This window comes from Chryseobacterium ginsengisoli (assembly GCF_039542325.1).
Lineage (GTDB): Bacteria > Bacteroidota > Bacteroidia > Flavobacteriales > Weeksellaceae > Chryseobacterium > Chryseobacterium ginsengisoli.
Map to the genome: position 1 here is coordinate 1 of NZ_BAABHX010000013.1, position 26,932 is coordinate 26,932.

The 26,932-nt window shown below is 31.6% G+C and carries 23 protein-coding genes and 1 pseudogene; 22 read left to right on the top strand and 2 right to left on the bottom strand.

The features are described from left to right. Positions 1-707, bottom strand: a pseudogene (locus ABD940_RS22375) (T9SS type A sorting domain-containing protein); the annotation flags it as partial. 768 nt (positions 708-1,475) lie between these two features. Between ABD940_RS22375 and ABD940_RS22380 the strand changes: the two are divergent. From ABD940_RS22380 to ABD940_RS22450, 15 genes are all read left to right on the top strand, one after another. After that, positions 1,476-1,739 carry a helix-turn-helix domain-containing protein gene (locus tag ABD940_RS22380; protein WP_345208721.1) on the top strand — a complete coding sequence of 88 codons (264 nt, stop codon included), beginning with the start codon at positions 1,476-1,478 and terminating at the stop codon, positions 1,737-1,739. An 873-nt stretch (positions 1,740-2,612) separates the two neighbouring features. After that, entirely contained in the window at positions 2,613-3,254 is a 642-nt protein-coding gene (locus tag ABD940_RS22385) for a DUF6266 family protein (protein ID WP_345208723.1), read from the top strand. A gap of 271 nt (positions 3,255-3,525) precedes the next feature. Then, on the top strand, positions 3,526-3,855 hold the full coding sequence (locus ABD940_RS22390) for a nucleotide pyrophosphohydrolase (protein WP_345208725.1): 330 nt from the start codon (positions 3,526-3,528) through the stop codon (positions 3,853-3,855). 15 nt (positions 3,856-3,870) lie between these two features. After that, complete coding sequence (locus tag ABD940_RS22395; protein ID WP_345208727.1) at positions 3,871-6,039, top strand: DNA/RNA helicase domain-containing protein; 2,169 nt, start codon at positions 3,871-3,873, stop codon at positions 6,037-6,039. A gap of 136 nt (positions 6,040-6,175) precedes the next feature. Further along, entirely contained in the window at positions 6,176-8,200 is a 2,025-nt protein-coding gene (locus ABD940_RS22400) for an ATP-binding protein (RefSeq protein ID WP_345208729.1), read from the top strand. 118 nt (positions 8,201-8,318) lie between these two features. Then, complete coding sequence (locus ABD940_RS22405; RefSeq protein ID WP_345208731.1) at positions 8,319-9,758, top strand: SIR2 family protein; 1,440 nt, start codon at positions 8,319-8,321, stop codon at positions 9,756-9,758. Then, positions 9,758-10,447 carry a TIR domain-containing protein gene (locus tag ABD940_RS22410; RefSeq protein WP_345208733.1) on the top strand — a complete coding sequence of 230 codons (690 nt, stop codon included), beginning with the start codon at positions 9,758-9,760 and terminating at the stop codon, positions 10,445-10,447. Before ABD940_RS22405 ends, ABD940_RS22410 begins: the two co-directional genes overlap by 1 nt. Before the next feature lies 1 nt (position 10,448). Beyond that, entirely contained in the window at positions 10,449-11,030 is a 582-nt protein-coding gene (locus ABD940_RS22415) for a TIR domain-containing protein (protein WP_345208735.1), read from the top strand. A 67-nt stretch (positions 11,031-11,097) separates the two neighbouring features. After that, positions 11,098-11,928: a toll/interleukin-1 receptor domain-containing protein gene (locus tag ABD940_RS22420; protein ID WP_345208737.1), complete on the top strand. Its 831-nt coding sequence runs from the start codon at positions 11,098-11,100 to the stop codon at positions 11,926-11,928. 195 nt (positions 11,929-12,123) lie between these two features. Then, entirely contained in the window at positions 12,124-14,178 is a 2,055-nt protein-coding gene (locus ABD940_RS22425) for an McrB family protein (protein WP_345208738.1), read from the top strand. Beyond that, complete coding sequence (locus tag ABD940_RS22430) at positions 14,165-15,466, top strand: 5-methylcytosine restriction system specificity protein McrC (RefSeq protein WP_345208740.1); 1,302 nt, start codon at positions 14,165-14,167, stop codon at positions 15,464-15,466. The genes ABD940_RS22425 and ABD940_RS22430 overlap by 14 nt, the downstream gene beginning before the upstream one ends. Positions 15,467-15,486: 20 nt before the next feature. Next, on the top strand, positions 15,487-16,245 hold the full coding sequence (locus tag ABD940_RS22435; RefSeq protein ID WP_345208742.1) for a LytR/AlgR family response regulator transcription factor: 759 nt from the start codon (positions 15,487-15,489) through the stop codon (positions 16,243-16,245). Between the two features lie 131 nt (positions 16,246-16,376). Beyond that, the gene (locus ABD940_RS22440; RefSeq protein WP_345208744.1) at positions 16,377-17,252 is read left to right on the top strand and encodes a viperin family antiviral radical SAM protein; all 876 of its coding nucleotides are present in this window, start codon (positions 16,377-16,379) and stop codon (positions 17,250-17,252) included. Positions 17,253-17,280: 28 nt separating this feature from the next. Continuing rightward, positions 17,281-17,805: a cytidylate kinase family protein gene (locus tag ABD940_RS22445; RefSeq protein WP_345208746.1), complete on the top strand. Its 525-nt coding sequence runs from the start codon at positions 17,281-17,283 to the stop codon at positions 17,803-17,805. Continuing rightward, entirely contained in the window at positions 17,802-17,939 is a 138-nt protein-coding gene (locus ABD940_RS22450) for a hypothetical protein (protein ID WP_345208748.1), read from the top strand. Before ABD940_RS22445 ends, ABD940_RS22450 begins: the two co-directional genes overlap by 4 nt. Before the next feature lie 65 nt (positions 17,940-18,004). Here the strand turns inward: ABD940_RS22450 and ABD940_RS22455 are convergent, their stop codons facing one another. Continuing rightward, a complete protein-coding gene (locus tag ABD940_RS22455; RefSeq protein ID WP_345208750.1) occupies positions 18,005-18,358 on the bottom strand; it encodes a hypothetical protein in 354 nt (117 codons plus the stop codon). A 75-nt stretch (positions 18,359-18,433) separates the two neighbouring features. Between ABD940_RS22455 and ABD940_RS22460 the strand changes: the two genes are divergently transcribed. From ABD940_RS22460 to ABD940_RS22490, 7 genes are all read left to right on the top strand, one after another. Continuing rightward, positions 18,434-18,697: a DUF1294 domain-containing protein gene (locus tag ABD940_RS22460; protein ID WP_345208752.1), complete on the top strand. Its 264-nt coding sequence runs from the start codon at positions 18,434-18,436 to the stop codon at positions 18,695-18,697. Positions 18,698-19,311: 614 nt separating this feature from the next. Next, positions 19,312-20,316 (top strand): terpene synthase family protein, encoded by a 1,005-nt coding sequence (locus ABD940_RS22465; RefSeq protein WP_345208754.1) that lies wholly within the window; start codon positions 19,312-19,314, stop codon positions 20,314-20,316. 19 nt (positions 20,317-20,335) lie between these two features. Continuing rightward, a complete protein-coding gene (locus ABD940_RS22470; protein WP_345208756.1) occupies positions 20,336-21,322 on the top strand; it encodes a terpene synthase family protein in 987 nt (328 codons plus the stop codon). 413 nt (positions 21,323-21,735) lie between these two features. Beyond that, positions 21,736-23,541: a translational GTPase TypA gene (typA, locus tag ABD940_RS22475; RefSeq protein ID WP_345208758.1), complete on the top strand. Its 1,806-nt coding sequence runs from the start codon at positions 21,736-21,738 to the stop codon at positions 23,539-23,541. A gap of 92 nt (positions 23,542-23,633) precedes the next feature. Continuing rightward, on the top strand, positions 23,634-23,828 hold the full coding sequence (locus tag ABD940_RS22480; protein ID WP_345208760.1) for a hypothetical protein: 195 nt from the start codon (positions 23,634-23,636) through the stop codon (positions 23,826-23,828). Next, positions 23,825-24,103: a type II toxin-antitoxin system RelE/ParE family toxin gene (locus ABD940_RS22485; protein WP_345208762.1), complete on the top strand. Its 279-nt coding sequence runs from the start codon at positions 23,825-23,827 to the stop codon at positions 24,101-24,103. Before ABD940_RS22480 ends, ABD940_RS22485 begins: the two co-directional genes overlap by 4 nt. A 419-nt stretch (positions 24,104-24,522) precedes the next feature. Then, positions 24,523-26,130 carry a glycoside hydrolase family 10-like protein gene (locus ABD940_RS22490; RefSeq protein ID WP_425550381.1) on the top strand — a complete coding sequence of 536 codons (1,608 nt, stop codon included), beginning with the start codon at positions 24,523-24,525 and terminating at the stop codon, positions 26,128-26,130. Positions 26,131-26,932 lie beyond the last annotated feature (802 nt).

Consider the following 26,932-nt stretch of genomic DNA (forward strand, 5'->3'; position numbering starts at 1 on the left):
CTTCTTGAATAAACTCCCAGTAAAGCTCCGCCATCTTTTGTAGGGATCATTTTTTCAACTTCATCGAGTCCTTTTCCGCCTAAAACAATCTGAGATAATTCTTTCCCGTTTTTGTCCAGTCTTACAACCAAAATATCTTTGGATCCGTAACCTTTTAAACCCTGAGGCTCTCGAAGGGTGGTGTTTCCCGCAACAAAATACCCGAAATCGGTCGTTTGAATAACCGATCTGGCTTCTTCATCTCCTGTAGAACCAATCGTTTTCTGCCACAATTCATCCCCGAATTCATTAATTCTGATCAGCCAGATGTCCGATCCTCCTTTGGATTCTTCTTTTTTATCAAGCCCTTTTCCACTGTACGAAGTGCCTGCCAAAAGGAAACCTCCTTCCTGAGTATTTACCGTTGCCGATAAAAAATCATGGTTCTTTCCTGAGAAATATTTCTCCCAGACTTCATCGCCCTGTTGATTCAGTTTAACCAAATGGAAATCGTAACCATTATTCTGCTTACTGCCTGCTGCCTGAAGCTTACTGCTTTGAATACTGCTTCCTGTAATCAAATACTGCCCGTCAATTGTTGTGGTGACCTGGGAAAGGAAATCCTGTGTTGAGGATTTGATATCCTTTTGCCAGACCACCTGTGTTTCCTGAGCCTCAATACCCAGAACCGTGCACATCGAAAGTGCAGTCACATAGAGTCTTTTCATTCTTAGTGTTAAGTTTTTAGTTATTATTTGTGTCCGAAATTATGAAGAGTTTCGCGTTAGAAAATAGGGGAGACCCCATTCTTAAAGAAATGTTATTGTTGTAAACAGAATTTGTCTGAAAGTCATTTTTTTTAATCATGGTTTTATTTTTTTATTATTTATAATTTTAAGGTTTGTTTTCAACTTATTTGGCAAAGCTAGTCCCTACACACGACAAACCATGTCGTATAATAAGTAAGATGCAGTTTTTTGCCTTTAGGTTGGAAAATTGTTTTAACATAAAAAAGCACGGAGCAAAAGTCAGTCAGTTAGAGAGGTACCGCGAAGAACCCGACAACCAGAGAGACTTAGCCCGTGCCGATATGGATACACGGGCGTAAGTCTGTCATTTTTAAGTTGTCTTGAAAATTCGCGGTTTTCTCTAACTAAAATAACAGCTTACGCTTGTTTTCGTTAAAATCTTGAGGCGAAATTAGAAAAAATAATTACATCTGCAAAAAATAGATGCTACAGACAGTTAGTAATAAAATAATTGATGGTTAATAATATTTATATTTTCTTGTTATTAAGATATTCTGATTCTTGATATTTTATATTTTAACAAATAATTTTCTACGATAAAACAAAATAAATTAATTTTTAAAAAAGTGTAATTTATTTGCTTATCCTGTTAAAAATCAGCCCCAAACAATATCTTTTATTTCTTTTACGTTTGAAATAAAAAATAGCACAAAATCATTTCGTTTCATTTACTAAACACCCATTAAGATGAAAAAGAAACCCAATCTTCAGGTCTGTGATGATCAGTTAATGCCCACTGTTTTGGCTGTCTTTGCCGAAATTTTAGACACCCTCAAACAAAATCAGGTAACCGATTCCCAGTATTATGACAGCGCCGATGTCAAAAGGCTACTGAACATCAGCGACAGCACGTTGTTCCGGATTAGGAAATCACAGAATATTCCGCACATCAAAATTGGAAGGAAAATATTTTATCCCAAATCGTTTTTCAATACTGCCCTCAGAAAATGAGGGCATTTTTTTATTTTCTAATTTTTTGAACCATTAAGGAATTGGAGAGATTAAGAATGATTAAGGCATCTTTGATGCTTTTTTCTTTTTTGAACTTTTTTTTGTTGGAAAATCGCAAAGGCGCAAATTGATCATCAGGAATACTGTTTTTAAGGCGCAAAGATTTTATCTGCGATAAAATTGAGTATGTTCTAATGCGAAATGTTTGCCGGATCATTTGTCACACTGAGCTTGTCGAAGTGCTTTGCGCCTTAAAAACATAAAATCAAGCAAAAATCTTAGCGCCTTTGCGATTTTCCAACAAAAAGGCTAAAAGCCAAATAATACCATCATACTCTCAAAAAAAATCTCATTGATCCTTTCTTAATACATCTTGACTTCTTAAATTTTTTAATAAACCTAGTTAAACTACTTTAAGAATTAACCGCAAAAGTCACAAAAGATCATCATAAAGCTTTATCAGAATATTTAAAGTTCTCAAAAGAATAAAAATCGAAGATTTTTTAAAAACTATTGTGATCTTTTTCTTTTATAGTCACCAACTTTAAATAAAAGTTTAGCTCATCTTTTGTGACTTTTGTGGTTAAATAAAAAGTTTAAAGAAACTTGGTTAAAAAAAATCAGTAACAAAAATTAAAATCATCTCAAAGTTTTTTCGAAAATCCTTCGGGTGTCCTTCGACAATCCTTCGGAAAAAATCCCATTTTTCCGAAGCCGACCCGAAGAAGACCCGAACATGATCCGAAGAAATGGGTTTTAATACCGGTCAAAACCGGTCAAAAGACGTCAAAACCGGTCATAGTTTTCACAGGTGATTGAAAATGAGAATTTCCGTTATACCTTCGTTTCTGTTAACCAAAAAATGACACAAAAATGGCAAGAATAGTAAAAGGAATCCTTGGAGGATTTTCAGGAAAAGTAGGAACGGTTGTAGGGGCTAACTGGCGCGGACAGGACATTATCCGAAGCATGCCAAAGCCAAGCTCAAGACCGCCAAGCGATAAGCAGCTTATGCAGCAGGTAAAATTTAAACTGGTGATCGGGTTTTTGCAACCTGTTAAAAATATTCAGAACAAATATTTCGGATCAGGAAGCGGATCAAAATCCAGGGTGAATATGGCAGTTTCCTATACGATTAATGAAGCGATACAAATGGTGGGTGACGTCCCTGAACTGATGTACAATAAAGTACTGATCACCAAAGGAGATTTGGCAGGTTTTCAGAATGTGACCGCTGTTCCACAAACCGGAAATATTGTAAAGCTTACATGGGAAGATAATTCTGTTCAGGGAAATGCAAATGCCGCAGACAAAGCCAATGCAGTCTGTTACTGTGAGGAATTGGGAACGTTTGAGGTTTTTCAATCGGTTGCTGAGAGAAGTGAGCTGACTGCAGAGGTGACCTTGCCGAGTTATTATGCAGGAAAGGAAATTCAGGTGTGGGTATTTTTTAACAATGTGAAGGAGACGCTGGCTTGTAATAGTGCGTATCTGGGAGCTTACACTTTGATTTAAATGAAATCTCCATCCGGAAGGGTGGAGGTTTTTTGTAAAAATCCTATTTATGTGAAAAATTTTATAATTATGGGAAACCATAAAGGTGAAAATGGGTTTTTTAGCTATATTTGAATTCTTGTACAAAACTAATAGCTTATTTACGATTATAAACCGTATTATAATACCTTAGATAATTTCGTTCTTTAAAATTTTAATTTTTTTAATTAAAACACTTTAATTATTTTTTTGGAAAGCTTAAGTTTTTGTTATTATTTATAAATTATAAGATATGAATGATTTTAGTGAGCTTATACAAGAGATTGTAAAATTCAGAGATGAAAGGGACTGGGCACAGTTTCATAATTCGAAAGATCTGGCTTTGGCTTTATCTGTTGAGTCTTCAGAACTATTAGAATTATTTCTTTGGAAAGGAAATGAAGATTTTAAACATGATAGGCTTAAAGAGGAGCTTGCAGATGTATTGATGTATGCATTACTTTTAGCAGACAAACATAATTTGAATATTGAGGAAATCGTTTTAGATAAGATAAAAAAGAATGCAGAAAAATATCCGGTTGATAAGTCAAAAGGAAATTCAACTAAGTATAACGAATTGTAGTATCAACTTTTAATAATGAATTTTTCTATACAAAAATATCCCCTTGACAATAATCTGGAATCTAAAATCATTGAAAATCATCATCAATTTCTTAATTGGCCACTGGTTTACTTTTTAGAAGAAAATAAAACCAAAGAAGCTTATGTAGGTGAAACAACAGATGTTATCAACAGATTAAAAGTGCATTCTAAAACCGAAAAGAAACAAAAATTAAGTACGGTTAATTTAATTTTAAGCGATAAATTCAATAAATCTGCAACTTTAGATGTCGAATCAAATCTTATTAAGTACATCTCTGCAGACGGCATATATTCTCTGCAAAACGGAAATTTAGGTATTTCTAATCACCAATTTTATCAGAAAAAAGAAGTGTATTGGGAACAGTTTAAAAATATTTGGTCTGAGTTGAAAAGTATGGGAATTGCCAGACATTCTCTAAACGATATTGATAACTCTGACTTGTTTAAATATTCACCATATAAGTCATTATCTAAAGAACAAATTGCGGGGCTCAAAATGATTCTCCAATGCCTTCTTGATGATAAAGCAAAAGTGAGTTTAATAGAAGGTGGTGCAGGAACTGGAAAATCTATCCTTGCTATTTTTCTTTTTAAGCTTTTAAAAACCGATTTAAGTGATTTTAATTATTCAGATTTTGATGAGGAAGATAAAAATCTGTTTCATTTATTAGAATTGGTAAAGGAAAAATATGGTGATCTAAATATGGCTTTGGTAATTCCAATGACTTCATTTAGGAAAACGATATCTAATGTATTTAAAAATATTAAAGGATTATCTTCTAAAATGGTTATTGGTCCTTCTGATATAACGAAGAAGAAGTATGATTTATTAATTGTAGATGAAGGGCATCGTTTAAGAAGAAGGCAAAATCTGGTTAATTATAAATCTTTTGATGATGCTTTTAAACGTGTAAATTTTGATCCAAAAACTTATGATGAATTAGACTTGGTAGAGTATGGTTCAAAAAAGGCTATTATTTTCTACGATTGGATGCAATCCATAAAACCTACTGATGTATTAATAGAAAAATTTGAATTGCTAAAAAAGAAAGAAAATACTGTAGTTAGGAAATTAAAGACTCAGTTTAGAGTTAAAGGAGGAAATAAATATGTTGATTTTATTCATCAGTTACTTGATGGAGATATAATACAATCTAAAAAAACAAAAGCTGTTTTTGGCTTTTATGATTTTAAAATGTTCGATGATCTCAATGAGATGATTGACCAAATAAAAATAAAAGAAAACCAAAAGGGTTTATCTCGAATGGTTGCTGGATTTGCTTGGGAATGGATATCCAAAAATGATAGATCAAAACTTGATATTGTAATTGATGATATTTCGCTACAATGGAATGGAACAGAAATTGACTGGGTGAATTCAGCCAATGCTATTAACGAAGTCGGTTGTATTCATACTACTCAAGGCTATGATCTCAACTATGCAGGAGTAATTATAGGTCCTGAATTTGATTATGATTTCGTTGATAAGAAATTTACTGTTATAAACGAAAATTATAAAGATAAAGGTGGTAAAAATACCATTAAAGATGAACAGGTTTTGTTAAACTACATAATCAATATTTATAAAACCATATTACTCAGAGGAATTGAAGGGACATATATTTATGTCTGCAATCCTAATTTGAGAAAATATTTTGCACAGATTATTCCGTCATTTAAAAATTCGAATGATGAGGTGAAAAACTACGCTATAGTTGATGTTCCGAATGAATTTACAGTTCCTTACTATGACCTTGCGATTGCAGCAGGACAATTTTCAGACTTGCAATCAGTAGAAGAAATAAAATATATCGAATTAAAAAACATCACCAATCACGCTGAATACTTCGTCTGTAAAGTCGTGGGAGAATCGATGAACAAAGTCATTCCAAATGGTAGTTTGTGTTTGTTCAAAAAATATTCAGGAGGCACCCGCAATGGGTTGATAACCTTAGTTGAAGGAAGTGAAATTTTTGATAGTGAAACAGGAGCCAATTATACCATAAAAGAATATTTCAGTAAAAAAGTAACCGATAATGAAGGATGGCACCATGAAGAAATTACATTAAAGCCTTTTTCTACAAAAGCTTTTGAACATATTGTATTGAGGGATGAGGAGACGATGAATTTTAAGGTGATTGGGGTGTTTGAGAAAATAATATGAAGTAAAAAATAACATAAACTAAAACTGATGACTAATAAAAAAAACATAATTCAGACAAATATAAAGTTTGTTGTTATAGCTGTTGGCGGTTGGGAAAGAAGTGAGTGCTTAAAATAAAAAACTAAAACTAATAACTATGAGCTTGAATACCAGTTTAAAAGGAAGGCTTAGAAATACAACTTTGCCACTTACGAATGCACTATTTCCTGTTTTTGAAGCAGTGGTGAATTCCATTCATTCTATTGATGAATTAAAAAAGCATAATGAAAGTTATCAAGGAATAATTACCATAAAAGTCATTAGATCTGGACAGACATCTGCTTTTGATGATGTAAAGTCTGAAATTAACGGCTTTGAAATCATTGATAATGGAATTGGTTTTAATAAAGACAATTTCAAGTCTTTTCAAACACTAGATTCTGATTTTAAGATAGATTTGGGAGGCAGAGGTATAGGGAGATTATTATGGTTGAAAGCTTTTGAAAGTGCAACAATTAAAAGTGTTTTCGAGGAGAAAAATGAATTGTATGAGAGATCATTTCATTTTAATATTCAAAATGATATTTCCGATGAAAAGAGCAATAAATCGATTTCCAATATGCGAGAAACATCAATTTTGTTGAATAATATATATAAAAAGTATTTAGTTTATTTACCGAAAACTATTGAAACAATTGCTAGAAATATATTGGAACATTGTCTATGGTATTTTATTAGAATAGGCGGAGCTCCAGATATCATTGTAATTGATGGTAATGAATCAGTTTCCTTGCAAAAAGAATTCGACTATTTAATGATTGATGCTTCTAAAAAAGATGAATTTTATATACATGAAGAAAAGTTTGAAATCACCCATTTAAAGTTAAAATCTACACAACAAAATAAGCACGCAATAAAATACGGCGCAGCAGACAGAGTAGTAAAAGAAGAGAATCTAATCGGAAGAGTTCCTGGGCTATACGGATTTCTCAGGGAAGAAAATGAAAATTTTGCTTATATATGTTTTGTAACTTCTGACTTTCTTACTGAAAATGTGGGTCAGGAAAGATTAAACTTTACAATCCCCGAAAATATTGATGGAATATTTTCAGAGACGGAAATTTCGTTTTCAGAAATAAGAGAAAACACATTGAGTAAAATCAGAGAGTTTTTAGAACCATTTTTAGCCGAAAGTAAAATGGAGGGATTAGCAAAAGTAGATTATTTTGTTGATCATAAAGCTCCTCGTTATAAATCTATTATCGGGAGAATTCCAGGAAATGAAATGTATGTTGATCCTAATATTTCAGATCGTGATTTAGATTTGAAATTACATTCTCATTTAATGACTATTGAATCTGAATTAATATCGGAAGGGCATAATTTACTTATTCCTCAATCTATTGAAAACAAAGAAGATTATAGCAAACGGATTGAAGAATACTTATCAAAAGCTAGCGACGTAAAAAAATACGATTTAGCAAACTATGTTACTCACAGAAAAGTAATTCTTGATTTGCTAGCAGTCGCAATTGCAAAAAATGAAACAGGAAGTTATTCAAAGGAAGAAGTATTGCATAAATTAATTATGCCAATGCAAACTACAAGTGATATAACAACTTTTGATGACAGTAATTTATGGTTGATGGATGAAAGATTAGCATTCCACAATTACCTTAGTTCTGACAAAACTCTTCATTCTGCATCAATTACTAATTCAAACTCAACGAAAGAGCCTGACTTTTTAGCATTGAATGTTTATGATAATCCATTATTAGTTAACGATTCTGATTCTCTTCCTCTTGCATCTATCACTGTTATTGAAATTAAAAGACCAATGAGAAATGATGCTAAAGCTGGAGAAGAAAAAGATCCTGTTGAACAAGCTTTAGGATATTTAAAAAGAATTAGAGATGGTAAAGTTTTAACAAAAACAGGAAGACCGATTCCAAATTCTGAAAACATACCGGGATTTTGTTACGTCATTTGTGACTTGACCTCTTCTGTAATAGAACGGTGTGGAATTTTAGATCTACAGATTACGTCCGATAAAATGGGTTACTTTGGTTTCCACAAGACCTATAAATGTTATATAGAAGTTATATCCTATGATAGACTCCTTAATATGGCGAAGGAGCGAAATAGAGCATTCTTTGATAAGTTGGGTTTACCAGCTAACTAAATATTAACCATATCAAAAAATATTATTAATTCAATATTAAAATTCCTTTGTAAATACTAAAAAGTATTTGGGAATAACAATTAAAAAGACAAATTATTAACCATAAAAAACTCAACTTATGAATTTTACTGAAACAAAAATTAATGCATTTATTAATGATTATGTAACTAAACTAAGACAAGGTACAGCAACAATTCTGCTCGGTGCAGGAATGTCAAAAGCTGCTGGTTTTGTAGACTGGAAAGGTTTACTAAGTGATTTGGCTGACGAATTAGGATTAAAGATTGCTGACGAAACAGATTTAATTTCAATTGCTCAATTTCATAAAAATAAAAATAGCAATAGAACTAGAATTAATGAAAAGATTGTTGATGAATTTACAGATAATGATGTTGAAACGGAGAATCACAGAATAATAGCTAGATTACCATTTAATACAATATGGACGACAAATTATGATGATTTGATCGAAGATGCTCATCTAAAAAATAATAAAAAGATTGATGTTAAGAAGAATATTGATGATTTGTTTATTAATAGAGGAAATAGATCATGTATTCTTTATAAAATGCATGGTGATAAGGATCATGCAAACGAAGCAGTTTTGTTAAAAGAAGATTATGAAAAATATTATTATACTCATGAGCCATTTATTTCAATTTTAAATTCTGAATTGATATCTAAATCATTTTTATTTGTAGGGTTCAGTTTTACCGATCCTAATGTGAATTACATTTTTGGGAGATTAACTCATAGATATAGTGACAAGAGTAAAGATCATTATTGTGTAATGAAAGGAACGTCACTTAGTGATTGGGGAAATGACCAAGATAAATATGAGTATGAAAAAATAAAGCAAGAATTGTTTATTAAAGAACTGGAAAGATATAGAGTACAAACAATACTCATCGATAACTATTCTGATTTAAGTTTGCTATTAAAAGAAATAGAAAAAAGATATAATTCTCACTCAGTCTTTATTTCAGGGAGTGCTGTAGATTATGGAGGTTTTACTTCTTCAGAAGCTCAAAATTTTATTCACTTGCTTTCCAAAGAATTAATAAAAAATAATTACAATGTAGTAAACGGTTTTGGCTTAGGTGTTGGAAGTGCAGTTATTAACGGTGCTTTAGATGCTGTTTATTCCAATCCAAAAAAGTTTTCTGAAAATCAATTGATTTTAAAACCGTTTCCACAGTTTCCGTCTGGAGGTAAAGATTTAGGTACCTTATGGGAAGAATATCGACAAAACATGATTTCTCGTGCGGGCGTTTCAATAATTCTATTTGGAAATAAAATAGAAGGAGGAAATACTATAAATGCAGGTGGCGTTAGAAGAGAGTTTGAAATTGCGATACAACATGGGTTAGTGCCATTGCCAATATCATACACAGGTTTTATGGCTAAAGAACTTTATGAAGAAATTTCTAAAGACTTCGCACAAAATAATTTAGAAGAAGAAATTTTTAATGATTTGTCAAATCTTACTTTAGACAAGGATGATTTAGCTAAGTCTGTAAATCAAATTGTAGCAATTATAAAAAAAATAGCTAAGTAATGGGAAGAAAAGTTTTTGTTTCATACAAGTATGCAGATGCACAGGTTAAAGATTTAAATATATATGATGGTACTTTTTGGGGAAGACAAAAAGTTCAAACAACAGTTAGACATTACGTGAATGAATTATCTGTTATTTTAGGTAATGAAGATCACATCTATAAAGGTGAAAATGATGGAGAAAGTTTAGCTGGTTTTTCTGACGATCATATAGCCTCGAAATTAAGAGATAAGATTTATGATAGTTCTATTACAATTGTATTGATATCAAAAGGAATGAAAGAAATATGGACTGCAGAAAAAGATCAGTGGATTCCTTGGGAAATTTCTTATTCTCTTAAAGAGTATACAAGAAATAATCGAACTAGTTTATCAAATGGAATTATAGCACTTGTTCTTCCTGACGAATTTGGTAGCTATTCATATTACGTAACATATGATAGTGTTTGTAATTGTAGATCTTTAAATACATCATTTTTATTTCAAATCTTAAAAGATAATATGTTTAATGAGAAATCACCTACAATTGCAAATTGTGAGAATGGTTCAAAAGTTTATTATGGTGATAGTTCATATATTCAAACAGTAACGTGGGAAAATTTTAAAATTGATCCTAATAAATATTTGGATAAGGCAACCGAGATAAGAAATAAAAATTATGAATATAATATAACAAAAACAGTAAGATAATATGAGCATAATAACAGAATCTAAATTAAAAGGATATAGACCATCTCTAAAATCTTCTTATCAAACAACAAATTCAATACTTACTCAATTTAAAAATGAGTCTAAACTTTATAAAACTAAAATATTCTTATCCCATAAGCACGATGAAGTCCAAGAACTAGAAGGTGCAATTGCTTTTTTAAAAAGTTTTGGTGTTGAAGTTTATGTCGATTGGTTAGATGAAGGGATGCCTAAAACTACATCAGGACTAACCGCAGTTAGAATCAAAGAAAAAATAAAAGACAACCATAAATTTATACTATTGGCAACTGAAGAAGCTATTAAATCAAAATGGTGTAATTGGGAACTTGGTTTAGGAGATGCTGCGAAATATATTGATCATATTGCAATTTTTCCAATAAAAAAAGAATATTCAGATTTTACAGGAAGCGAGTATCTACAAATCTATCCTTATATAGAATTTTTGGATTCAAATTCTTATTTAAAAGGTAGCTTTAGAAGTCGTGGAGCGTATATAGTTTTTCCTAGTATTAATGGTAATGACAGAGTTGTTGCTTTAGATGTTTGGTTGAGAAGCAAGTAAATTCCTATTTCTAAATATATAAATCACAAAATAGAAAATTGTACAAAACACATAATGAAGAATAAGAATGTATATAGGATTTGAACTGAAAAAAATTGATAAAGGTTTTTTTGATGACTTAGACTATTATCTAAATATCGGAAATAAAACGGCCAGTAAGCATCAGAGAATCATAGAAGATATTTTAGATAACTTTAAAAATGATAATGGAAGTCTTGACGGAGATAAGATGCGGTCAAATTGGTTTCCACAAATTAATGCTGATATTTTTCTTTCTCATTCCCATGCTGATGAGAATTTAGTTATTGCATTTGCTGGATGGCTAAAAGAAGAATTTGGTCTAGAGTGTTTTATAGATTCATGTATTTGGGGGTACTCGGAAAACTTGCAAAGACTATTAGATAAAAAGTATAGTCATGATGAGGATGGAAAATTAATATATCGAAAAGTCTTAGAGGTATCGAGTCATGTTCATATGATGCTTAATTCTGCATTATTGCAAATGATTGATAATTGTGAGTGTGTTATTTTTATCAATACTCCCAAATCTGTTAGGCCACGAGATGTAATTAACAAAATTGTTTCGCCGTGGATTTATTCCGAAATTGGAATGACTAAACTTGTTAAAAAGAAAACTATTGATGAGTATAGAGTTAAAAATTTATATGAAAGTAGAAAAGAGTTTAGTGATTTTTCAATTGAGTATAAGTTAGATACAAATCATTTGACGAACTTAACAATTAATGATTTAAACCATTGGAGAAATATATATCCAAAAAGAATAGGGATGATATCGTTAAGTAATCATTTTAAAATAAATCAAAAAACTAACAATAACAAGCTTATAAAGACTGCTTTAGATTATTTATATGAATTCAAAGCTTCTCGAATAATTTAAACTTTGTATGATGAATACACCGAATTCCAATTAGAAAAATCCTTCGTTCATCACTCGAAATATAAAGAACATAAATAAACAAAGAAAAAATTAAGATAATTAACATGACAGATTGGGAAAATTGCAAAGATCAATTAAACAAATTCAGCGAAGAGTTGGAAAATTATAGTATGAATATTTATGATAATGAGTGATATGAAAATATTAAAAATATCACATGGTAATCAATATTTCAATATTGATGATCATAAGTTAATGTTGGATATGTGTTTAGCAAGTGTGCACCCTGAAACAGGAGCGATGGCTAGTACAAAGGTTACACAATATAATCATTTCATTACGGCAAAAAAAGGCGATGTTTTTTTCATTTGTCGATCAAATGAATCAATTGATGTGATAGGAATGTTTAAGGATGAAAGGCCATTATATTCTCTATTGAAAAATCATTATGAGGGGTGGGTTGATAGAGAATTTACAATAATTTTTGAGGCTACTGATAAAAAAAATTATGATAAGACAAAAGACAAATGGTGGCTGCCAGGTAACTTATCCACTTGTAATCCTGTAAAAGACAATGAGTTTAGTCTTTTCGAAGAAAAAATATTACTTCCTGCATTCGGAAAAACTTTGGAAGATCTCAAAATAAAAAGAAATGAGGCACTACAAAATTTAGAAATACAAATCAATGATATTGTAGAACTTCAAATTGATTTTAATCGTTTATTAAATAATGATCTTGAGATTTTTGATGTAGTTAACAATTTAAGCGAAATTGAAAAACTTAAAGTTTATTATAATTACGGAAATAGAGATGATGCAGACAAGAGACCAGTTGTACTGTTACGTAGAAAACTTATTGAATTTGTAGTTGAAAATAAGGAAACTCCTCTGACAAAAGAAATAGTAGATACTTTAAAAAAAGAAGTTGCTACTAAGTTTGATAAAAATGTATTTCATGCTTGGAGTTCATATTTTAGAGTGCTATATCCCTTTTATTATGATCAATTTAAAGCTAATGTTATAAAATTGTTAGAAAATCTTATTGAGAACATTAGAAGAGATTTAGGTATTGTAGATTTTACAAAAAATAATATTGTTCATTTTGATGGAGCACAAAACCAAGGAAGTGATCATGTGTGGTTTGCTATTTACAATTCAAGTTATAAAAATCAAAAAGCAGCCAAGCAATTATTTTTTTCTGTTAATCAAGGAAAATTTATATTCGGATTACGTTCTCATAAGAACCCCTCAATAAACAAATCTACATCAACAGATAAATATGATTACTCTGAAATTTTAAATGTATTTAGAGAGTTTATAGGTGAAATAAAAAATGATGATATTACAAAATTTAAAGACATGAATGATTTAAAAGAACTACTCGAATTTAAGAAACAAATAATTTTACAAGGTCCTCCGGGAACAGGAAAAACATATGCTGCTAAAGACTTAGCAGAGTTTACTATTACTGATACTGTTAGCACAGATAAAATTAAACAAGCTGAATTTATTAATACAAGTCATCAAATTGAGATTATTCAATTCCACCCAGCTTATACATACGAAGATTTTATTAGAGGTATCGTTACAGAACCAATAGATGGTAAATTAAATTATGTTCCAAAAGATAAATTGTTTTTAGAACTTGTTGACAAAGCTAAAAATGATGATAGTAAAAAACCTTATGTTTTAATCATTGATGAGATTAATCGTGCAAATTTATCATCTGTTTTAGGTGAATTAATTTATGCTTTGGAATATCGAAACCAAATATTCAAAAGTATGTATGCAGATAAAAAAGGTGATTATAAACTCTCAATTCCTGATAATTTGTATATCATTGGTACAATGAATACTGCCGATCGTAGTGTTGGTCATCTGGATTATGCTTTGCGCAGAAGATTTGCATTCTATGATGTTTTACCAAAAGTTGTAAAAGATGATTCTTTTGAGCAACCATTATTCGAAATTGTTTCAAAGTTATTTGTTAAGGAAATTAAGGATAAAGTTGATGAGTTGGTAGCGTCTGAACATTTAGGTTTAGAATTTCAAGACCGTCCACAAGATATTTGGCTTGGACACAGCTACTTTTTCAAAAAAGAAGATGTAGATTTTGCACTTCGAATTAAATATGAAATCGTACCGATATTGCTCGAATATATAAAAGATGGTATCTTAAATAATTCAGATGAGGTTAAAGGCATCATTAATGAAATATCAAATTACAAAACTTTAGATGTCAATTCTTAAAATAAGAGAAAATTTTCTGTCAACTATTCATGATGTAAATTCGATTGTCGATTATGATTCGAAATGGAAATCTGTTATTAATAATTGGTTGCTGGATAAAACCGAATTTAGGCTACAATGCGAGAAAATTGATACGGAAATTAACTGTATTGAAATAAGCAAAAAAGAAGATAAATTAAATTTTAATACATCTTATCTTATTGGTTTAGATTATTTGAATGATGATCTGCCATTTATGGTTGAGCCGAAGTTTGAAGATGAGAAAAAGGAATATTCTGTAGATTTTTATAGCATTCTTTTTAAGAGTTTACCCTATGTAAAAAGTAATGAGGATATTTCAGATTTATACTTTGTTGATTTTTCTAAACCACCTATCGAAATAAATCAAAAAGAAGATTTTCTGACTCCTATTTTAGTTATACAATTTTTAACTTACCTCAATAAAATATGTCATTCGGGGCTACAAAAAGGGTATTATTGGATTGATGAAAATTTAGATGGAAAGGTGAAAGGTAAAATCTTGATAAAAGATACAATCAAACAGAATCACTTAAATTTAAAATATACAAAAACGTATTGTCGCTATCAAGAATTTGGAATTAATACCAAAGAAAATCAATTCTTAAAATATACATTTCAGTTTTGTTTAAATTATTTAAATCAATTTAAGCAATTAAATATTATTAATGACTTGGAAAGCACTGTTGGCTTCATAAAAACTTCTTTAGAAAAGGTACAATGTGATTCTACATTTAGAAAAGAGATTATTGTGAATAATAATCCTTTTTTTGCGATGTATAAAAATGCTTTGCAAATAGCAAATCTTATATTGAAGAGATCTTCTTTTAATATTACAAATACCACTAGTGATAAGGTTAAAACATATCCCTACTGGATTAATATGAGTAAATTATTTGAAATTCATGTTCTTAAATTATTAAGATGCGCTTTTAAAGAAGGTGTTTATTATCAAAAAAAATACTCAGGTAGAATTCCAGACATTGTTTTAAATGATAATAAATATAAAGCTATCATAGATGTTAAATATAAAGCTTACGACAATAAATCAATTGAGATTGAAGATGTAAGACAAGTAGCGGCCTATGCGAGAATGAAATCTATTTTTCATGATTTAGAATTAAAAAAGAATGAAATCTTAGATGCTATAATAGTTTATCCAAAAGTATCAAGTAAGAATAGAACTTTAAATTTAGAAGTATTATATTCAAAAAAAGAATTGGAATATCATAACATTTTTCAGTTAGATGTTGAATTACCAACAATCTAATTTTTAGCAACAATACATTTATGCACACCTACCGCATCGCCCTCCTCGAAGACAACACCAAGCAACTGGAAAAGCTGGAAACCTATCTCAATACAATTTCCAACATCCGGATTATTCTGAAAAGTAAAAGTTCAGATCATTTTTTCGAGGAACTTAAAACCGTCCAACCTGATATTTTGGTTGCAGATCTGGATTTGGGCAATGACAGCATGACAGGAATGGAGGTTGCACAGGAACTTAAAATTCCGGTATTCTTTGCAAGTATCAATACGGCGGATTATGTGGAAGATATGGAAAATCTCAAGCGTGATGAAGAAATATGTGTAGATCATATCACTAAACCTTTTACGGAAGAAAAGTTTATTAAAAGTTTCAAAAGATTTTTACAGGAAATTAATTTGTTTTCTAAACTTCAGTATGTATATCTTGATTTTAATAAGACAAAAAGAAATATGATTCTTATTGATGATATCGTCTATCTGTGTGCGGATAAGCTTTCCGGATCTGAATCCAACAACAAACAGATTCATTTCATTAACCGTAAATCTGAAAACCTTATTGATTTTTCTTTCTCTAAAATGGAAGAAAAGGGTCTTCTGAAAAGTCAGTTTGTGACCATTCATAAATCATTTCGGGTGAATAAAAAATACATCAAATGTTATCATAAACAAACCGAGATGGTAGAAATTATGATATTTGATGAAAGAGAAAAGACAAAATGTCATTATTTACCCGTGTCAGAAAATTACCAGAATGACATAAAAAAAGTGGTGAGCTAACCGCTTTTATTCTTCAAAAAAAAGCTTTTGTTACTGCGTTTCCCATGATGTTTTTGGGAAACGCATTTTTTTGTTTTTCGGATTTTGTTTTGATGATAGTACAGCATAACGAAATATTATTAAAATAAACAATGAAAACAAATTTTGAAGGAATTATACCTTCTGTTAATTATCACTTATGGGAACCTTGTAATATGAGATGCAAATTCTGTTTTGCCACATTTCAGAATGCGAAAAAAATACTTCCGAAAGGGCATTTGCCTCAGGAAAGATCTATTGAGCTTGTAAAAGAGATGGGAAAACTAGGGTTTAAAAAAATAACATTCGCAGGAGGAGAGCCTACTTTATGCTGGTGGATTTCCGATCTCATAAGTACCGCAAAAAAACTTGGTATTACCACAATGATGGTCACCAACGGAACTAGGCTTGATGATGATTTTCTAGTGAAAAATAAAGGCAAATTAGATTGGATCATTCTAAGCATTGACAGTGTTAATGATCAAACTAATATTAATTCCGGAAGAGCAATTACAGGGAAAAAACCGATGTCTGTTGAATCGTATAAAATACTGATTGATAAAATCAAGGAATATGGTTATCAGTTAAAAATCAATACTGTCGTTCATCGCTTGAATTATCATGAGTCTTTGATGGATTTAATTGATTATGCTCAGCCAAAACGCTGGAAAGTATTTCAGGTTTTGCCAATGAAAGGAGAGAATGATGCTCATATAGATGATTTTGTGATTGATAAAGAACAGTTTAACCAGTTTATCAGTAATCATCAATCTTTAAAAAATGCAAAGATCATGGTTACAGAAGATAATTCCGAAATGAAAGACAGTTATGTAATGATAGATCCTGCGGGAAGATTTTTCACAAATAAAAAAGGGATGCAGGAATACAGCGATCCAATATTGGAAACCGGAATTCAGAATGCTTATGCTCAGATGGATTATAATTATAAAAACTTTATAGATAGGGGAGGTCTTTATCAGTGGGATTAAAATACGAATAACGTTAAAAATTATTATTATGAAAACAAAAATTACATTATCAGGTGAAGTTGCTTCAGGAAAAAGTACGGTAGGCAAATTATTAGCGGAACAATTAGGTTACGAATTTATTTCTTTGGGAAATTCAATTAGAAAAAGAGCAGAAAGGGAAGGCTTGAGTATCGTTGAGTTTCAACGAAAGTGTACTAAGAATCCTGAACTGGATAAAGAAATTGACAGGGAATTTTCCAATGACTGTAATAAAAAAGATAACTTAATTATTGACTACCGGTTAGGATTTAAATTCATTAATGATGCTTTTCACGTTTTTCTGAAAATTTCTGAGAAAGATGCCATTGAAAGACTCAAAAAAGCAGACAGGTCGAATGAAACTTCCGATACGGTAAGCGAAAGAAACGACGCTTTTAAAAAGCAGTTTGAAAATGCATATGGTATCGATTATACTCTTGACTCTCATTATGATCTCATCATAAATATAGATAATAAAATGACGACACAGGAAATAATAAATATTATTCTAACCAATTTAAAAATAAAAAAATGAACAAGAAAATCACTCCTCAGCAAAATCAAGCAAACATGCAAAATGCCAACAAAGGAGCAAACGGTGTAAACAAGCAGTATGCACAGAACCAGGGTGATAAGGGAAAACAGCAAAACCCTAATCATAAAAAGTAATCAATACCAAAGCCTGAGAATTTTCTCAGGCTTTGGTATTGATTCTAATCTATTTATTAAAGATATTAGTTTAAAAACTCAGAGTTAATCTTCACACAATATTCACTTCCCAAATACAGAGGATTCCCATATTTTTCAGACCAGAATCCATCCAGTATATCTTTACTGATACAGCGATAAACGGCTACACCTTTGTAAATCTGATGATCATGACCTTCATAATTAAAATTAATAACTAAAATCTGATCTTTATAAAAACCGGTGCCGTTTTGTATCTGATAGCCAATTATCCATTGAGCAACAATACGGTTATTTTTATCAATCGATAAAGTTAATATGCCATCATAAGAAATGTCGTTTGTATCTTCCTGATTACTGCCTTGTACAGAATAGCTTCCTGCGAGATCCTCTATTGTCATTGGTTGTGTTTATTGAATGTTACAAAGTTAAAGAATCTTGTTTTAACAATATTTTTTTGTTTTAGATTTGCTTCTATGTTTTATTTATTATTAACCGTTAATCTTTTCAGCTTCATCATTTTTGGTTTAGACAAAAAAAAATCGATTAAACATCAGAGAAGAATATCCGAAAATACTTTGTTGGAAATTTCTTTTCTTGGCGGGACAATCGGGGCCATTGCAGGAATGTTGATTTTCAGGCATAAAATTTCAAAGAAATCATTTCTGTTAAAGTTTGGGCTGATTGTTTTAATTGATCTTGTAATATTATACAGGTTGATGAAATATGAGTATATCTGAAGGTATTTTTACAATATAAAGATATTAGCAATGAGATAAATATCTTCTGACAGTTCCCCATTTCAAGTGTAAATAAAGACAAAATTGTAGAAAAAGAAAGAAGGAAATCCGAATTTTATATAACAATTAAGCATTTTTTTTATAGTATTTCCTATAAATATGACCATAATACAACAGGTACCACATAAATATAAGATTTACAGAAAAAAAAATTAGGTAGTGAAGGAAAAAAGTTTAATTTAGTACCAGAAACCAATACCATAAAAATATTAAATAATGAAAAATTTGCACTAAAAACTATTCTCTGTCCGAATGTTCCCAATCCTCATAATAGACAGAGTACCTTAATCAATATTAAAATAGATTTGCATTGTTAAATCAATCCTTTGTTTTTACCGTCAAAGTGATTGATTTGAGATTGGAACCATCCATATCTCTCACCTCTACATTACGAAAAGATAAAATTTTAAATCGGGCAGTACTTTAAGTAAAGGCCTTTAGCTTTTATATGCCTGTTTGATTTATAATAAAATCTTTTATACATCAGCCTGATCCATTTAGGAACAAGCTGTAGATCACTATTTCCTAATATAAAAATTGAAAAAAGTAAATTTATGAACACATTTGAATTACTTAACAATCAGTTTAAGTATCCTTTCCCAACTTTAAAGAATCCTAACGCAGAGTTACTGCAGGAAATCACCGAAAATCAATGGATTGATGGAGAATACCTCTGGCTCTACGAGCAAAACTCCGGTCTTCGCAAAAAATACAAGAAAACTAAAACGGCACATATTGCTGCACAATGGTTTCCTACAGCTTCGCCTGACCGGTTCAGACCTATTTGCAGACTTATGTTGTGGACTCTCTACAACGATGATCTTTATGAAGAGAGTGAGCCTGAAAATATTGATCATGTCCGTACACAATCAATAGCAGTGCTAAAAGGTGAAATAAGTGGTGAAGATTCAGGCATACCATTAGGTAAAATGCTGGCTTCTCTCAGAGAAGAGTTAATACAGTTTGTGCCGGAAGAATCAATTTCCCGTTTTACAAAAATGATTGACAGGTATTTTACAGGATTGAAAACAGAACTTACATATAAAAAACAGAAAACTTTCCCTACTGTAGAAGAATGCATTGCATTAAGAGAAAACTCAATTTGTCTGTATCCGTTTTTACAGCTTACAGAAGTAGAAACAGGCATCATTCTTCCTCAGGAAATTCACGAACATCCTGTAATCCGCCGTTTACAAGCTCTTGCCTGCCATTTGGTAACTTATTTTAACGAAATTCAATCTGTGGCAAAAGATGAAGCTACTAACAGTATTTATTATAATATCGTGAAAGTAATACAGCATGAGCGTCAAATTTCGCTTGAAGAAGCATGTTTAGAAGATCTGCGTCTGCATAATGAAGACTTAAAAGAATTCATTTCTCTTCAAGCCTCCTTACCCGACTTTGGTATCTGGCAAGATGCTGTTGTGAATTGGATACATTATATGAGCATGGTACTAAGCGGCTGGAAGAATATTTCAACTAAACTTGATCGTTATAATAAAACCGAATTTCCAAGCGCATTAGAATTAAAAGAAAGACTTAATCAAAACGTACATTAATATAAATATTTATAGTATTATGAAAGCGGAAGACTTTAATCCACAAGATTATTTACCATTAAACTATTATCCATGGCCAAACCGTATTAATCCTTTTTCAGAACAGGTAGGTGTTGAGCTGAATAAATGGATTGATAATGACTATACCAACCTCACATTAAAGCAAAGGGAAAAATACAAGAAAATGGGATTTCATTTATGCACAGGCAGGATGGCTCCAACTATAAGTTATGAGCAGCTGATCCCGTGTACAAGATTTCTTGCTCAAATTGTTATTTTGGATGATCAGCTTGAGTTTTTGTCCCGTGAAGATGCAAAATTAGCTTTAGATCGTTTAATAGAAATACTTAAAGGCTCAGAACCATTGAATGATGAAGAATCATGGTTCCACCAAATGGCTATTATAAGAGATGAATTTTCTGCACTTATGCCGGCAGAATGGATGGCACAATTTGCAAAAACTTTGCAACGCTGTGTAAAATATGGTGCCGAAGAAGAAATGCCATACAAATCAACAAAAAGCTCGCCCCCACTGGAATATTTTATGATATTGCGGGAGTATTCAATAATTATGTATCCGTTCTTTATTTGGTCTGCTTTGGAAGTAGGCTTTGTTTTGCCTGAAAATATTTATGAACATCCGGTAATACAACGGCTTACTGCTTTGGCGTCCAGGATAGTAGGGTGGCAAAACGACTTTTACTCATTACCGAAAGAGCTAAGATTGGATTCTGAAGTAATTAACCTTATTTTAATTTTACAAAAAACACATAATATATCGCTGGAAGAAGCTTGTATACAAGCTAAAAGCATTAACGATAAGGATGTAGCGGAGTTTGTATTGCTTCATGAAAACTTGCCGGACTTTGGCATTCATCAGCAAAAAGTATATGATTATGTAGCTTGTATGGGTACTACAATACAGGGAATCAACTCCCATTATATATTAGATACAATGAGATATGCTACTGATGGTTTTGCATGGCCGGAAATGAATGAGAACTAGATATTTTGAATGATTATAATAAAGGCAAATCTCTGAAAGATTAATTGCCGGTAAAATATAAACTTTGAAAAGGTACTTTATGAAAAGTACCTTTTCTCTTGCAAATAACTGAAATGTTTATTAAGATAGTTTTCTCATTAATATAATGGTAATCAGCTACTTTTTTTTACTGATAACTACTTCAGGAAAAAAAGATCTTAAATTATACTTTGATTAATAACTTTATTTGTTTTTATAGTTATTTTTTGAAAAAAGATAAAAAACAGGCAGATAATTAAATCAACGTTTACGGTTTTTCTAACGGTTTTCCGGATAAATGATCTAAAATTCTCATTATGAAATTGTTAAATATTGCATAAACATTTTAATTAATTCATTAAAATTCACTACTTTTGCACCCGTAAAAATCTTTTATGCAAAACATTAGAAATATTGCGATTATCGCACACGTTGACCACGGTAAGACTACTTTGGTTGATAAGATCATCCACGCTACCAATATTTTCAGAGAAAATCAGGAGAGTGGGGAATTAATTATGGATAACAATGACCTTGAAAGAGAAAGAGGGATCACGATCTTATCCAAGAATATTTCTGTTACTTATAAAGACACTAAAATTAACGTAATCGATACTCCTGGTCACGCCGATTTTGGTGGAGAAGTAGAGAGAGTATTGAAAATGGCGGATGGAGTTATTTTGTTGGTGGATGCGTTCGAAGGACCGATGCCACAGACAAGATTCGTACTTCAGAAAGCTTTGGAATTAGGTTTAAGACCATTAGTGGTTATCAATAAAGTAGATAAGCCAAACTGTCGTCCGGACGAGGTTCACGATCAGGTATTTGACTTATTCTTCAATCTTGAAGCTACTGAAGAGCAATTGGATTTCCCAACGTTCTACGGATCTTCTAAGCAAGGTTGGTTCAACACTTCATTAGAACAAACAGACAATATTTTCCCATTATTGGACGGTATTTTAAAATATGTTCCTGAACCGAAAATATCTGAAGGAAATCTTCAGATGCAGGTTACTTCTTTGGATTATTCTTCTTTCTTAGGAAGAATTGCGATCGGAAAAGTAACAAGAGGGGAGCTTAAGGAATCTCAATGGATCGGTCTTGCTCAGGCAGACGGTAAAATTGTAAAAGGAAAAGTAAAAGAATTATACGTTTTCGAAGGTTTAGGAAAGAAAAAAGTAACTGAAGTTCAGGCAGGTGATATCTGTGCTGTAGTAGGTTTTGATGCTTTCCAGATCGGAGATTCTTTCGTAGATCTTGAAAATCCTGAGCCATTGGAAAGAACTGCAATTGATGAGCCTACATTAAACATGACGTTCTCTATCAACAATTCACCTTTCTTCGGTAAAGACGGTAAGTATGTGACTTCTAATCACTTGAAAGAAAGATTGTACAAGGAATTAGAGAAAAACTTAGCATTAAGAGTTCAGCAGACTGATGATGCAAATACTTTCTTAGTATTCGGTAGAGGTATTCTTCACTTGTCAGTTCTTATTGAAACGATGAGAAGAGAAGGATATGAAATGACAATTGGTCAGCCACAGGTTATCTTAAGAGAAATCGACGGAGAAAAATGTGAGCCTTACGAATCTTTAGTTGTTGACGTTCCTGAAGAATATGCTTCAAGGGTTATCGATTTGGCAACTCAGAGAAAAGGTGATCTTCACATTATGGAAACTAAAGGAGAAATGCAGCACATGGAATTCGAAATTCCTTCAAGAGGTTTGATCGGATTGCGTTCTCAGATGTTGACAGCTACTGCAGGTGAAGCTATCATGGCACACCGTTTCACAGAATATAAGCCTTTTAAAGGTGCTATTCCGGGAAGAAGTAATGGAGTATTGATCAGCAAAACTCAAGGTCCTGCAACTGAATATTCTATCGCTAAATTACAGGATAGAGGTAAGTTCTATGTTGATCCGGGTGAGGAAATCTATGCAGGCATGGTTATCGGTGAACAAAATAAACCGGGAGATTTGGTAGTAAACATCGTAGAAGCTAAACAGTTGAACAACATGAGAGCTTCAGGAAAAGATAAAGATACAGGTGTTGCACCAAAAATCTTATTCTCTCTTGAAGAATGTATGGAATATATCCAGGCTGATGAAGCAATCGAGGTGACTCCAAACTTCATCCGTATGAGAAAAAAATTACTTTCTGAAGAAGAAAGAAAAAGAGTTGAAAGAGGAGCTAAAGCATAATCCCAGATTCTTAAATATACTAAAGCCTCGATTTTTTCGGGGCTTTTTTTGTTTTTTATTTATTAAATTAGCACAAGCGAAATACTAAGAATATGACAATTACTAAAGAAAAACTTCATAAACAAATTGATGAATTTCCAGATGAGATCAGTATTGATGAGGTAATTGAAAGATTAATTATGATAGAAAAAATTGAGATCAGAAAAAAGGAATCTGAAGACAATGAAACTATCGATGAAGAGGAACTTAAAAATGAAATGGAAAGATGGTTCAAGTTAAATGGTTGAAATCAGCAAAAACTGATTTGAAAGAAATTTATGATTTTATAAGTCTAGATTCAAAAAGATATGCCAGATTTCAAATTGAAAAAATTCAGAATAAAACAGAGATTTTAAAGACAGGAAAAATCATTGGGAAAAAAGTTGCTGAAATTGATGATGAAAAAATTAGAGAAATCTTTGAAGGAAATTACAGGATAATTTACCGTATAGTTTCTTTAAATGAAATTCATATCCTTTTGATACATCATGGAGCAAAAGATTTGTCGCATATGAAAAAATAATAAGCGGTTCCGAGATCGCAATGTTGTTCTTAAATATATATATTCAAATCTAGATTCTTCAGGGCTTTTTTGTTTTAAATTTTCCACACGTAAATTAATATTCAATAGGAGTGGACTTTAGTCCGCTTTTAATATTTGAATAACAAAGTTGGCTTTAGCCAAACTTAATTTTCATACATTTCTAAAAATAAGAACATTTCGATCATCTCGATGTGACAGATTTTTAGCAAATTTTGTATTGTGAAATTTTATTGCAGATAAATTCCTTGCGCCTTAAAACAAGATCTTTAATTATAATTTTGTGCCTTTGCGATTTAAACCACATGAAGTAAAATTTTAAATAAGTCTATAATTAAAAATTCATTTTATTATCGTAATTTTTAAATTCAAAAAAATAAATTAATGTAGTTTTGCAGACTATGAAAATGAATAAACTAAAGCTGATTGTTTTATCGGGTCTTTTTGCAACATTTACTTCTTGTTCCACACAGAATAATGCTGTGAAAGCATCAACTCCAACAAAAAATACAACAAAACCTGGCAATAATATATCCAATCCAACAAACGTTACAACTGCAAGCCCTGTAACAACACCTCCTGTAGATGAAACTTTCAGAACCACGCTTCCTGAGATTAAAAGAGAGTTCCGCGGTGCATGGATTGCAAGTGTAGCAAACATCAACTGGCCTTCAAGGAATAATTTAACAGTTGATCAACAGAAAGCCGAAGCAATTTCTATGTTGGATATGTTGAAAGATAATAATTTCAATGCCGTAATTTTCCAGGTAAGACCGTCTGCAGATGCATTATACACAAGTAATATTGAACCATGGTCATATTTTTTGACAGGACAGACCGGTGCAGCACCTTATCCGAATTACGATCCATTACAATTCTGGATTGATGAAGCGCATAAAAGAGGATTAGAACTTCATGTTTGGCTGAATCCTTACCGAGCTCATCATACAAATGGCGGTTCCCCGAATAGCTTATCGATGGTCAACAAACTTTCGGATATTGTTGTTAGATTAAAAAACGGAATGTATTGGTTTGATCCGGCTGATCCGAAAACACAAGGACATGTTTCCAATGTAGTAAAAGACATTGTGAAAAGATATGATATTGATGCAGTTCATTTTGATGATTATTTTTATCCTTATGCAACTTACAATAAAGGCGCAGATTTCCCTGATAATGTAACGTGGAATGCTTATATAAGTAGTGGTGGAACATTAACGAGAGCAGATTGGCGAAGAGATAATGTAAATAAATTTGTTGAAAGAATTTATAAAGAAATTCATGCAGAAAAAAACTATGTAAGATTCGGGATCAGTCCGTTCGGAATCTGGAAACCGGGCTATCCTGAAGGAATTGTAGGTTCTTCACAATATGACGAATTGTATGCAGATGCAAAATTATGGTTAAATAAAGGGTGGGTAGATTATTTCTCGCCACAATTATATTGGCCGATCGAATCGAAAGGACAGCCTTTTGAAACATTATTAAACTGGTGGAAATCTGAAAATACGATGAATCGTCATCTTTGGCCAGGTTTAAATACTGTTGAGATTAAAACTTCGGATCGTCCGACAGAAATTAAAAATCAGATTGAAATTTCAAGACAGGTTTTAGGAAAAGATGCAGGCGAAATCCATTGGAGTATTGCAGGACTAACAAAAAATGCAAACATGCTTCCAACTTTGAAAAACGGATCTTACAAAGAAAAAGCTTTAGTTCCGAAAACACCTTGGTTAAAGGCGATTCCATTACAGATACCTACATTATTTACAAATGATAACGGAAGTTTTGTACAGACAAGCTGGAGCAGTAAAAATTTAAAAGAAGTTTTCCAGTGGGTATTATTCACTCAATACAATGGTGTTTGGGAAACTGAAATCCTCACTTTAGATCAACTTTCAAAAGATATTCCAAAATATAAAGAAGGAAAAACATTGAATGCAATTGCAATTAAAGCTATTGATAGATTAGGAAATGAGAGCGATTACATTGCAAAAAAGATAAAGTAACAAACATCATTAGGTTAGAAAAATCCTACGCAGAATTTTTAAGTACAATATATAATAAAGAAAAGCAGAGTAATTAGACTCTGCTTTTTTATTTGCCTTCACTAGGATCGAAGCAAAGTTGGTAGAGAGTCTGTCGAGATAAAGCAATCTCAAACAAATTTCTACAATCAAACTTTCCCACAATTTTTGACATTTCGACGAAGGAGAAATCCATTATCCACAAGCCCAAACCTTCTTACTCTAAAACTCTCCAATTTTTCTCAGGAGCTTAATCCCGCTCTCCACTGTATCTTTTTTGTTACGGGCTTCGCTTCGCTCCGCCCGCAACAAAAAAGGATGCCGTTTCTATCGGGACTATGGTGTAGTGTATGATATAAACAAATAGTCGTTCAAAACGTACCTCCCATAAAAACGATGAAAGTTCTCATAAACCCGGAATACACTTTTTATATAAATGTACATGCTTCTGATCCAGATTCTATACCTTCCGGAACTTAGCATAAACTTATCAAACATTAGTTTAAAATTATTCTCGCAGTAATTCAGAGAGTTAGGTTTAAATATGAATTAAAAGTAAACATTATGTTAATAAAATTTGGAAGAGTAGGTAAAGATGGAGTACTTTTGCCGGACTGAAAACGAGAGTAATTAGGTAGCGCAGAAGAGCCTTTAGACAGGCATGATTTAAGGATCACTTTAAAAAGAAGCAAATTAAAACAAAGTATTTTTTATTTAAAATAATTGTAAAATTAAATTGGATAAAAAGTTGTGAGTTTGGAAAAAGTTTGTATCTTTGCAGTCC

Coding starts and splice junctions, on each gene's coding strand:
- ABD940_RS22440 (WP_345208744.1), top strand. CDS start 16,377: ATGAAAACAAATTTTGAAGGAATTATACCTTCTGTTAATTATCACTTA.
- ABD940_RS22455 (WP_345208750.1), bottom strand. CDS start 18,358: ATGACAATAGAGGATCTCGCAGGAAGCTATTCTGTACAAGGCAGTAAT.
- ABD940_RS22385 (WP_345208723.1), top strand. CDS start 2,613: ATGGCAAGAATAGTAAAAGGAATCCTTGGAGGATTTTCAGGAAAAGTA.
- ABD940_RS22460 (WP_345208752.1), top strand. CDS start 18,434: ATGTTTTATTTATTATTAACCGTTAATCTTTTCAGCTTCATCATTTTT.
- ABD940_RS22465 (WP_345208754.1), top strand. CDS start 19,312: ATGAACACATTTGAATTACTTAACAATCAGTTTAAGTATCCTTTCCCA.
- ABD940_RS22395 (WP_345208727.1), top strand. CDS start 3,871: ATGAATTTTTCTATACAAAAATATCCCCTTGACAATAATCTGGAATCT.
- typA (WP_345208758.1), top strand. CDS start 21,736: ATGCAAAACATTAGAAATATTGCGATTATCGCACACGTTGACCACGGT.
- ABD940_RS22425 (WP_345208738.1), top strand. CDS start 12,124: ATGAAAATATTAAAAATATCACATGGTAATCAATATTTCAATATTGAT.
- ABD940_RS22435 (WP_345208742.1), top strand. CDS start 15,487: ATGCACACCTACCGCATCGCCCTCCTCGAAGACAACACCAAGCAACTG.
- ABD940_RS22420 (WP_345208737.1), top strand. CDS start 11,098: ATGTATATAGGATTTGAACTGAAAAAAATTGATAAAGGTTTTTTTGAT.
- ABD940_RS22445 (WP_345208746.1), top strand. CDS start 17,281: ATGAAAACAAAAATTACATTATCAGGTGAAGTTGCTTCAGGAAAAAGT.
- ABD940_RS22450 (WP_345208748.1), top strand. CDS start 17,802: ATGAACAAGAAAATCACTCCTCAGCAAAATCAAGCAAACATGCAAAAT.
- ABD940_RS22415 (WP_345208735.1), top strand. CDS start 10,449: ATGAGCATAATAACAGAATCTAAATTAAAAGGATATAGACCATCTCTA.
- ABD940_RS22405 (WP_345208731.1), top strand. CDS start 8,319: ATGAATTTTACTGAAACAAAAATTAATGCATTTATTAATGATTATGTA.
- ABD940_RS22470 (WP_345208756.1), top strand. CDS start 20,336: ATGAAAGCGGAAGACTTTAATCCACAAGATTATTTACCATTAAACTAT.
- ABD940_RS22390 (WP_345208725.1), top strand. CDS start 3,526: ATGAATGATTTTAGTGAGCTTATACAAGAGATTGTAAAATTCAGAGAT.
- ABD940_RS22410 (WP_345208733.1), top strand. CDS start 9,758: ATGGGAAGAAAAGTTTTTGTTTCATACAAGTATGCAGATGCACAGGTT.
- ABD940_RS22400 (WP_345208729.1), top strand. CDS start 6,176: ATGAGCTTGAATACCAGTTTAAAAGGAAGGCTTAGAAATACAACTTTG.
- ABD940_RS22490 (WP_425550381.1), top strand. CDS start 24,523: ATGAAAATGAATAAACTAAAGCTGATTGTTTTATCGGGTCTTTTTGCA.
- ABD940_RS22380 (WP_345208721.1), top strand. CDS start 1,476: ATGAAAAAGAAACCCAATCTTCAGGTCTGTGATGATCAGTTAATGCCC.
- ABD940_RS22430 (WP_345208740.1), top strand. CDS start 14,165: ATGTCAATTCTTAAAATAAGAGAAAATTTTCTGTCAACTATTCATGAT.
- ABD940_RS22480 (WP_345208760.1), top strand. CDS start 23,634: ATGACAATTACTAAAGAAAAACTTCATAAACAAATTGATGAATTTCCA.